Raw genomic sequence first — 8941 nt, forward strand, 5'->3', positions numbered from 1 at the left:
AAAGGGAACCAAATACTGGCTCCCTTTTCTATTAATTGCTTTTACTGATCTTTGATGTTGATGGTTAGTTTATTTTTTGTAGCTGATCTTATACACGGTTCCCTTTGCATCGTCGGTTACATATAAAGAACCATCAGGCCCTTGCGCTAAACCACATGGGCGGTGTATCGCTTTACCACCCGCAGTGTTTTCTGGCGAACCAGAGAAACCGTCAGCAAACACTTCCCACTTACCATCTGCTTTTCCGTTTTTAAAAGGTTGAAAAACCACGAAGTAACCAGCCTGCGGTTCTGGTGCACGGTTCCACGACCCGTGAAAGGCAATAAAGGCGCCGTTTTTGTATTTAGCCGGGAATTGGTCGCCAGTGTAAAATAACAGGCCGTTTGGTGCAAGGTGGCCCGGATAAGCAGCAACCGGATCAATAAATTTACTATCGCCTTCTTTTTTACCGTCACCGCCATACTCTGGCGAAAGGATCTTTTTCTTTTGCTCCTGGTCGTAATAAATATATGGCCAGCCAGCATTATCGCCTCTATTAATGGCATACATACACTCAGCTGGTAAAATGGCCTGTTGCTTGGTAGTATACATAGCGGGGAACAGGTCATGCAGGCCATCGCGGCCATGTTGCATTACATATAATTTGTTTTCCTGCTTGTTCCAGTCTAAACCAACCACGTTACGTAAACCTGTTGCATAGCGAACCCCGTCTTTATAAGTTTGGTTTAGTTTAGCCGCTTTAAATTGCCAGATACCTCCTGCTGAATCTAAGATGGGGCATCCCGGCTGGCCCATCGAGCCTGCCTCACGATCTTTAACCTGGCAAGAGTTGGAGTACGCGCCAATATTTACATATAGGTTTCCGGCATCATCCAATGTAAAAGACTTGGCCTCGTGTTGTTTGCGGTTTATTAAACCGGTAACAACTGTCTCCCGCTTGCTTGTGTCTATTACTTCGTTGTTGGCATTAAGCTTATATCGATAAACTTCTTCATTAGATGATGTGTACAGGTAGCCATCTTTAACTCTGATGCCAGAGCCGCGGTAATCGCCAAACCCGGTTTTGATTTCGGCCTTGCCGTTGGTTTCATGCAGTAGTAATACACTTTTACCATTGTTAGGACTTTCCAATTTTACATAGATCTCTCCTTGTGGTGTAACAGATATATGCCGCGGGCCGCCAAGGTTTTCGGCAACAGCAACGGCGGTAAAGCCTGAGGGTAATGTTAAACCGGCCGAGGTTTCAGTAGCACCTTTAGCGGTGCTGTCTTGTCCGCCGGATTTACCGGAATTTGACGAACAGGAATTTAATAGCATAAGGCCGGCAACAGCTAACGCAGGGAGGCTTAATGCAAATGATTGGATGTTTTTCATAAAGTTGATGATTTATTGGGTGGCCAAATTTAGCCGATTATCTTTTAAATACCTAGATGTGATTATCCCGACAGTTCGCAGACGAAAAATTATAACTATTTTAAAGAGGATTTTTGAAATCTTATAATGTTAAAGGAATTACAGCAATGCTTTTTAAGAATTAAATTTTATGAAAGTGGAATATGTTAATATTAAATTCTTGATAAAGCTCTCGGCTTAGTATTATTAGTAAATGCAGGTTAAACCTTAGCTGTAAGTAGCTGTCATATATGTATAAATTTTAAAGAATATGAAAAAGTCAGTTATACTATCAGCAATATTATTTAGCAGTTTAGTTTATAACAATGCTAAAGCACAGGTTTCGATACATGTAGGGTTTAATTTACCTGCCCGCCATGTTTACGTTCCTGCCCCGCAGCCTGTTGAGCCGATCTATAACGACGACTTTGACGACAGCGATGATTACTATTACCTGCCGGAGGTTGAGGCTTATTACAGTATCCCATTACATCGTTATTTTTATAATGATGGCGGCAGATGGATATCTGCAGCATATTTACCGGGTGCCTACCGCAATTACGATTGGCGTACCGCACGCCGGTTTGAAATTAGGGGACGCCGACCATATATGAACCATGATGTTTACCGCGGCCGCTGGGGTGGCAACGCTAACCGTGGTGACTGGAACCGCGGCAATAATAATTACGCGGGGCGCGGGTTAGATAACAGGGGCGCTTGGGGCAATCAACCGCGTAATAACGGTTACAACCAACCAAACCGTAACGACGACCGTGGCCGTGGTAACTGGGGCGGTGGTCAAGGCCAGCCACAACAGCCATCACAACCAAACCGTAATGATGACCGTGGCCGTAGCAACTGGGGCGGTGGTCAGGGCCAACAAGCCCAGCCATCAAACAATGGAGGTGGCCGCGACAGAGGCAATAACGGTGGTGGCGGTCAATTCGCTCAAAATCCCGGGCGCATGGGCATGTCAAGGCCAAGATTGTAGTAGGCAATTCCCTCAATCATATATATAAATAAAAAGCCCCGCATATTTTGCGGGGCTTTTACTGTTAATAGTTGCTGGCCGTAGTTAAGCTTTCCAGGCTTTCCGTATTTAAGTTTATTTCTGCAGCTTTTGTTAATTCTTTGAGCTGATGAACGCTGGTAGCACTGGCAATTGGCGCGGTAATGCCTGGCCTTGCCATTACCCAGGCCAACGCTATAGCAGCCGGAGTAGTGTTGTAATGCCCTGCCACCTTATCCAATGCGGCCAAAATTTTATAACCACGACTATTAAGGTATTTTTTTACACCACCGCCGCGCTGGCTTTTATTCAAGTCATCTTCAGAACGGTATTTACCAGTGAGGAAACCACTTGCCAGAGAATAATAAGTGATCACCCCTAAATCGTTCTCACGACATAGTGACTCATACTGTTTTTCATAGTCCTCACGATCATATAAATTGTATTCGGGTTGCAAGCTTTCGTAACGGGCAAAGCCATTATCGCGACTTACCTGCAACGCCTCACGCAAACGGCCGGCGCTATAGTTTGACGCACCAATCGCCCGCACTTTCCCCTGCTTGATCAGATCGGTATAAACCTCAAGGGTTTCGGCAAGTGGGATGCCCTGGTCATCATCGTGCGATTGATACAAATCGATATAATCGGTTTGCAGCCGCTTTAAAGAGTCGTCAACAGCTTTGGTAATGTAAGCCTTTGACAATCCTTGTTTACCATTGCCCATAGGTTTGCCAACCTTTGTTGCCAAAACAATCTTATCGCGCTTACCACTTTGTTTAATCCAGTTACCAATAATCGTTTCGGATTCTCCTCCGGTATTGCCGGGTACCCATTTAGAATAGACATCGGCGGTATCAACAAAATCAAAACCATGATCAACAAAAGCATCCAGCAGTTGGAGCGAAGTTTTTTCATCAGCCGTCCATCCAAAAACGTTGCCGCCAAAAACAAAAGGCACTACGCTGAGGTCCGATCTTCCTAAAGTCCTTTTTTCCATTTTATAACAAATTTTGGGCTGTCGGGATCTGCTCCGCCAATTCATCTACCCATCCCGAAAAATAAGGCTCACTGCCTGCTATGCGTGTCCAGTGGCCATTAGCATCGCGGGCGATAGTTAACTGCAAACTTTCATCAAGTGCATTAAACTCATATATTCCGTTATTTTCGGTAACCACGCCGTTCACCTCGGTATCCGAGCCGGTAAGTACCGCATCAAATTGTTGTTCCATATTGGTTTCGTTTAAAATTTAACAACAACCACAGGTTTGTGTTTTACCGCGCTGGTTTATCTCTTAGTCTTGTCACCCTTTTAGAGATTTAAAGAATACGGCTGCTAAAACTATTTATGTTAGCATTATGTTAATATTTTAACCAATAATAAATTATGCTTTATAATAATGTAAAATATTTCCAGGTTGGCCAGGGTGTTTGGGGGATGCGACTAACTTTTGTAAATGTATATATGATAGCTAACCGGCGTAGTGCCGGTAAAGGCTGGGTTTTAGTGGATACCGGGCTTAAGGGCTCAGCAGGCAAAATAGTGGCTATGGCCGAGGCTCTTTTTGGCCTGGGTACGCGCCCCGCAGCTGTTGTTTTAACTCACGGTCATTCAGACCATGCGGGTTCGGTGTATGATCTGTTGAAGGTATGGGATGTGCCCGTTTATGCGCATAAGTTAGAACTGCCTTATCTAACCGGCCGATCAAATTATCCGCCGGTAGATCCGGAAGTGGGGGGCGGGCTGATGAGCCTGATGTCATTCGTGTTTCCCACCAAAGCGATTGATGTAAGCCGTAATATTCGCGAAATTGACCTTTACGACGGCATTCCTGAATTGCCTGAGTGGAAGGTTATCCATACACCGGGGCATACGCCCGGACATATTTCCTTATTTTTTCCGCTTAATACTACGCTTATCGCAGGTGATGCATTTACAACTACTCCGGCCGAGTCGGCGTTTTATTTAGCTACTTATGCCAAAAAGGTTTCTGGCCCGCCAAAATATATTACTTCCGATTGGATAGCTGCGGCGAAATCCGTTCGTAAATTGTCGGCGTTACAACCCCGGATAGCCGCTACCGGGCACGGCCCCGTAATGCGCGGTAAGGAATTGCAAACCGGTCTTAACTACCTTGCAAACCGTTTCGAAAGTGTTGCCGTGCCTGGCAGCGGTCGTTATGTAGGGCACGCGGCGGTTTCTGATGAATTTGGTGTGCGCAGCATTCCTCCCTACCGGGGAACTATTAAATTGAAGGCAGCATTAGCAGTTACAGCAGCCATAGCCAGTTTTTTTATTGTAAGGCAGGCAAGCAAAGCCTGGGCTTAAGGGATTTGTTTTACATTTACCCCAGTGGAAAATGTAAACGCCGACCCTAATATCTTAGTTGATGTAGTTAACACCCGGATGCCCTTTGGTAAGTACAAAGGCACCTTGGTTTGCGATATACCGGTGAGCTACCTGGAGTGGATGCATAAAAAGGGTTTTCCTGCTGGTAAACTGGGCATGTTGCTTTCAAGCGCCTATGAAGTAAAAATAAACGGACTGGATAAACTGCTTTACCTGATCAAACAGAAGCATGGGAAGTACTAAGGATGTTTACCTGTGCATGACGCTTTAGTACAACTATAAAATGTGTTAATGCGTATCTTGTAAAAGATCAATCAACAAAAACCATGAAAAAGTTAGGATTATATTTTGCATCTATAATATTGTTTTTAGGTTGCGCCAACGGGCAAACCGGCGCAGGCCGCAACGCTATTGCGTCCGTTCCTAAACCCGCTGCCGGCGAAGCCGTTGCCACGTTTGGCGGAGGCTGTTTCTGGAGTATGAGCGAGGCAATGAGCGAGTTGAAAGGGGTGAGCAAGGTTGTATCTGGCTATGCTGGCGGCAACACAAAAAACCCTACTTATGAAAAAGTAAGCACGCGTACAACAAACCATGCCGAAGTATCACAGATCTATTACAACCCGAACATTATCAGTTACGCTTCCTTAGCCGAGGCATTCTTTTTCGCCCACGATCCCACTACGCTTAACCGTCAGGGTCCTGATGAAGGTACCGATTATCGCTCCATTGCTTTTTACCGAAACCCCCAGGAAAAGGCTACTTTAGAAGGCATCATCAAAAAAGTTAACGCAACAAAGCATTATACTAATCCTGTTGTTACTCAGGTGGTGCCGTTTAAGGTGTTTTATGCTGCCGAGAATTATCACCAGGGATATTACCGCACTAATGGCGATAATCCATATATCAGTAGCGTGTCCGAGCCTAAAGTTATGAAGTTTAGGAAGGCAATGAAAGCGCAATTGAAGCCGGAGTTTCAAAAATAAGACATCAGGCATGCGGTGTTGAAATCATGCAAACGTGAGAAAAACATGCATTTAGATATGACAAAGAGCGACGGAGCAATCCATCGCTCTTTTTTGTTTTATGGTGATGCTGTCGTTTGCGAATGTTACGTCATTCAACTACCTTTAAAAACCATCAACCTTATCTGTCGGTATTTTATGAAACCTCATTATCCAATTCTGGATGGCTTGCGCGGCACAGCTGCTATACTAGTGGTTATTTTCCACTTGATGGAAGGTTTTTATCCTGAACTGCCCAAACACCCTATGCATCACGGTTATTTAGCAGTAGATTTCTTTTACCTGTTATCCGGCTTTGTAGTAGGCTATGCTTATGACGATCGTTGGGCAAAGGGAATGACGGTTAAACAATTCTTTAAGATCAGGGCTATTCGCCTGCATCCGCTGGTGATTTTGGGGACTATAATTGGCGCTATATGCTTTTGGTTCGATCCTTACAAAGATATGCAGGTGATCAATATCGGTAAGTTCATAGCCGTTATATTGTTTGGCTTTACATTACTGCCAGCACCTTTAGATGTGCGGGGCTGGGGTGAAACCCATCCGTTAGACGGCCCGTGCTGGAGTTTGATGCAGGAATACCTAGCTAACATTCTTTACGCCATTGTTGGCCGCAAACTCAATAAACCCGCTTTGTGGACGCTTGTTATCATTAGTGCCACTGTGCTGACCATAGTTTCTGTAGATCATGGCGATGTAGGCACCGGCTGGGGCTATGGAAAAATACAATCGAGGTTTATTGCCGATTTCTTTTACGGGCCAAACTCAGGTGGCTATCCTAACGTTTTGGTAGCACCGGTACGAATGATGTTTCCGTTTTTTGCCGGGTTGTTACTTTTCCGTACCGGTAAACTGATAAGGATCCGGATGGCTTACACAGTATGTTCTTTGTTGCTTGCCGGCCTGTTCTTTTTCCCGTGGTACAGTTGGAATGGTTATTTTGATGCGGCTTGTATCATCTTCGCCTTCCCGGTTATTGTTGCAGCAGGAGCAGGGGGACAAATCAGCGGCAGGTGGGCAAAGCTCTGCAAATTTTCCGGTGAAATCTCATACCCTATCTACATTATCCACTATCCCTTTATCTACATTTATACCTTCTGGATAGCTAAAGCCAAACCGGCCCCCGAAACTGTTTTGCTGATAGCCATTGGTTTGTTCTCATTGTTTATGGTGCTGGCTTATGCCGCGTTGAAGTTATATGACGAGCCGGTTAGGGCTTGGCTTAAAAAGAAATATCTAACTGCCGGATAGAAATGTTAAACACATCGGTACGCAACACATTTATAATGTTAACTTTGCCCTTTTAACCGCCGTGCCGTCAGCTTAAGGGTTTGATAAGTGGCTTTAGCAACTATGAAACCTCATTATAATGTTTTAGATGGATTGCGTGGTACTGCCGCTATACTAGTTGTTGTTTTCCACCTCCTTGAAGCCTATTATCCAGATCTGCCTAAACACCCTATGCATCATGGCTACCTTGCGGTAGATTTTTTTTATCTGCTATCCGGGTTTGTGGTAGGCTATGCTTATGATGACCGGTGGGCGAACGGGATGACCATTAAACAGTTTTTTAAGATCAGGATCATTCGCCTGCAACCGCTGTTGGTACTGGCTACTTTAACTGGCGCTGTTTGCTTTTTAATCAACCCTTATAAAGACTCCGACGTTGTAAATATTGTTAAACTAATCGGTATAACCGTTTTAGGTGTTTTTCTGATTCCGATGCCGATGAATAAACAAGGTACCGGTAGTATTTACCCATTGGATGGGCCTTGCTGGAGTTTAATGCAGGAATATGTAGCTAACATAATATACGCTTTAATAGGTAGGAAATTAACTAAAAGTGCTTTAAGCTTTTTGGTTGCCATCTGCGGTGTGGCACTGATCATTGTATCGGTAGACCACAACGGGCTTGATGGCGGCTGGGGATATTCGTTAAGTAGCTCACAATTCATTGCTCCACTCATCTCCGGTGGTAAAAGATTAGGATATCCTAATGTATGGTTAGGCCCGGTGCGTATGATGTTCCCGTTTTTTGCGGGATTACTATTGTTCCGTTCGGGCTTCTTAATCAGAATTTCAAACGCTTACAGCATCTGCTCGGTATTATTATTATTTATTTTCATTTCGCCATGGTTCAGCTGGAACGGCTATTATGAAGCCGCGATAGTTATTGGTGTTTTTCCCGTTATTATTTCTATGGGTGCCGGTGGGGAGGTCAGTGGCCTCTGGGCCAAACTATGTAGGTTCTCGGGCATTATATCGTACCCTTTGTATATTATGCACTATCCGTTTATTTACATTTACAGCTTTTGGATCGTAAAAATGAAGCCCGCCGGGTCATTGGTTTTCATGTATGCAGTCGGCCTGTTTCTCTTTTTTATACTGCTGGCATACGCCGCCCTTAAACTATATGATGAACCGGTAAGAGCCTGGTTAAAAAAGAAATTTTTGGTTCGTACAGCCCAATAGTACTGTTAAACTAATTGCTGAACAGAATTGCCTTCGTATATGTTACTTAACTATTTTTAACTATCATTTGCGGGGGGCAGTTACAATTTATTGAACCAGCCTTTCCTCCAAAAAACGAAAACCAAACCGGCGCCAATCAGGAACATCAACAGTAATGTGTATAAATAGGCATGATGCATGTATAACTCGGGCATATTATCGGGTATTACGTGCCCGTTCGCATCAAGGTGGCTAAAGTTCATACCATAAACGCCGGCAATAAAAGTTAAGGGGATAAAGATGACCGATATGATGGTAAGCACCTTCATAATCTCGTTCATGCGGTTGCTAACCATGCTCAGGTACAGGTCTATAATGCTGCTGGTAACCTCTTTATAACTTTCAACCATGTCCATCGCCTGTATGCAGTGGTCGTAGGCGTCGCGCAGGTATATTTTGGTATCCTTGGTGATTTCGGGGCTTTCGCTGCGGATCATATCGTTTATCTTATCGCGCTCTGGCCAGCAGGCACGGCGGATGGTGATGAGCGTACGTTTCAATTGCTGCGCATCAAACATGATGCTTTTATCGGGGCTTTGGTAAAGCTTGTCTTCGGTTTGGTCTATCATATCGCCCAGTTGCGATAGCAGTACAAAGTAGTTGTCTAAAATGGTATCGGTAAGGGCGTAAAATATATAACCCGGCCCCGCCGTGCGGATA

General features: G+C 44.5%; 10 protein-coding genes. 6 read left to right on the forward strand and 4 right to left on the reverse strand.

What is annotated here, in order from left to right; genetic code table 11:
• Positions 1-69: 69 nt before the first annotated feature.
• A complete protein-coding gene (locus tag ACE5CV_RS11785) occupies positions 70-1374 on the reverse strand; it encodes a PQQ-dependent sugar dehydrogenase (protein WP_374950376.1) in 1305 nt (434 codons plus the stop codon).
• A 289-nt stretch (positions 1375-1663) separates the two neighbouring features.
• Between ACE5CV_RS11785 and ACE5CV_RS11790 the strand changes: the two genes are divergently transcribed.
• Positions 1664-2383, forward strand: a complete 720-nt coding sequence (locus ACE5CV_RS11790; protein ID WP_374950377.1) for a hypothetical protein — start codon at positions 1664-1666, stop codon at positions 2381-2383.
• 64 nt (positions 2384-2447) lie between these two features.
• Here ACE5CV_RS11790 and ACE5CV_RS11795 read toward each other — a convergent pair whose 3' ends face one another.
• On the reverse strand, positions 2448-3398 hold the full coding sequence (locus ACE5CV_RS11795; RefSeq protein ID WP_374950378.1) for an aldo/keto reductase: 951 nt from the start codon (positions 3396-3398) through the stop codon (positions 2448-2450).
• A gap of 1 nt (position 3399) precedes the next feature.
• Entirely contained in the window at positions 3400-3630 is a 231-nt protein-coding gene (locus tag ACE5CV_RS11800; protein WP_374950379.1) for a hypothetical protein, read from the reverse strand.
• A gap of 155 nt (positions 3631-3785) precedes the next feature.
• Between ACE5CV_RS11800 and ACE5CV_RS11805 the strand changes: the two genes are divergently transcribed.
• The 5 genes from ACE5CV_RS11805 (at position 3786) to ACE5CV_RS11825 (ending at position 8242) form a co-directional block, all read left to right on the forward strand.
• On the forward strand, positions 3786-4727 hold the full coding sequence (locus ACE5CV_RS11805; RefSeq protein WP_374950380.1) for an MBL fold metallo-hydrolase: 942 nt from the start codon (positions 3786-3788) through the stop codon (positions 4725-4727).
• Between the two features lie 24 nt (positions 4728-4751).
• The gene (locus ACE5CV_RS11810) at positions 4752-4991 is read left to right on the forward strand and encodes a DUF3820 family protein (protein WP_374950381.1); all 240 of its coding nucleotides are present in this window, start codon (positions 4752-4754) and stop codon (positions 4989-4991) included.
• A gap of 83 nt (positions 4992-5074) precedes the next feature.
• Entirely contained in the window at positions 5075-5731 is a 657-nt protein-coding gene (gene msrA, locus ACE5CV_RS11815) for a peptide-methionine (S)-S-oxide reductase MsrA (protein ID WP_374950382.1), read from the forward strand.
• Positions 5732-5908: 177 nt separating this feature from the next.
• The gene (locus tag ACE5CV_RS11820; protein ID WP_374950383.1) at positions 5909-7021 is read left to right on the forward strand and encodes an acyltransferase family protein; all 1113 of its coding nucleotides are present in this window, start codon (positions 5909-5911) and stop codon (positions 7019-7021) included.
• 102 nt (positions 7022-7123) lie between these two features.
• Complete coding sequence (locus ACE5CV_RS11825; RefSeq protein WP_374950384.1) at positions 7124-8242, forward strand: acyltransferase family protein; 1119 nt, start codon at positions 7124-7126, stop codon at positions 8240-8242.
• An 80-nt stretch (positions 8243-8322) separates the two neighbouring features.
• Here the strand turns inward: ACE5CV_RS11825 and corA are convergent.
• On the reverse strand, positions 8323-8941 hold a 619-nt coding region (corA, locus tag ACE5CV_RS11830; protein ID WP_374950385.1), incomplete at its 5' end, for a magnesium/cobalt transporter CorA.

It is taken from the genome of Mucilaginibacter sp., assembly GCF_964263795.1.
Taxonomy (GTDB): domain Bacteria; phylum Bacteroidota; class Bacteroidia; order Sphingobacteriales; family Sphingobacteriaceae; genus Mucilaginibacter.

Excerpts from the sequence above, each read along its gene's own strand:
- ACE5CV_RS11785 (WP_374950376.1), bottom strand. The coding sequence starts at position 1,374 with ATGAAAAACATCCAATCATTTGCATTAAGCCTCCCTGCGTTAGCTGTT.
- ACE5CV_RS11825 (WP_374950384.1), top strand. The coding sequence starts at position 7,124 with ATGAAACCTCATTATAATGTTTTAGATGGATTGCGTGGTACTGCCGCT.
- ACE5CV_RS11805 (WP_374950380.1), top strand. The coding sequence starts at position 3,786 with ATGCTTTATAATAATGTAAAATATTTCCAGGTTGGCCAGGGTGTTTGG.
- msrA (WP_374950382.1), top strand. The coding sequence starts at position 5,075 with ATGAAAAAGTTAGGATTATATTTTGCATCTATAATATTGTTTTTAGGT.
- ACE5CV_RS11795 (WP_374950378.1), bottom strand. The coding sequence starts at position 3,398 with ATGGAAAAAAGGACTTTAGGAAGATCGGACCTCAGCGTAGTGCCTTTT.
- ACE5CV_RS11820 (WP_374950383.1), top strand. The coding sequence starts at position 5,909 with ATGAAACCTCATTATCCAATTCTGGATGGCTTGCGCGGCACAGCTGCT.
- ACE5CV_RS11800 (WP_374950379.1), bottom strand. The coding sequence starts at position 3,630 with ATGGAACAACAATTTGATGCGGTACTTACCGGCTCGGATACCGAGGTG.
- ACE5CV_RS11790 (WP_374950377.1), top strand. The coding sequence starts at position 1,664 with ATGAAAAAGTCAGTTATACTATCAGCAATATTATTTAGCAGTTTAGTT.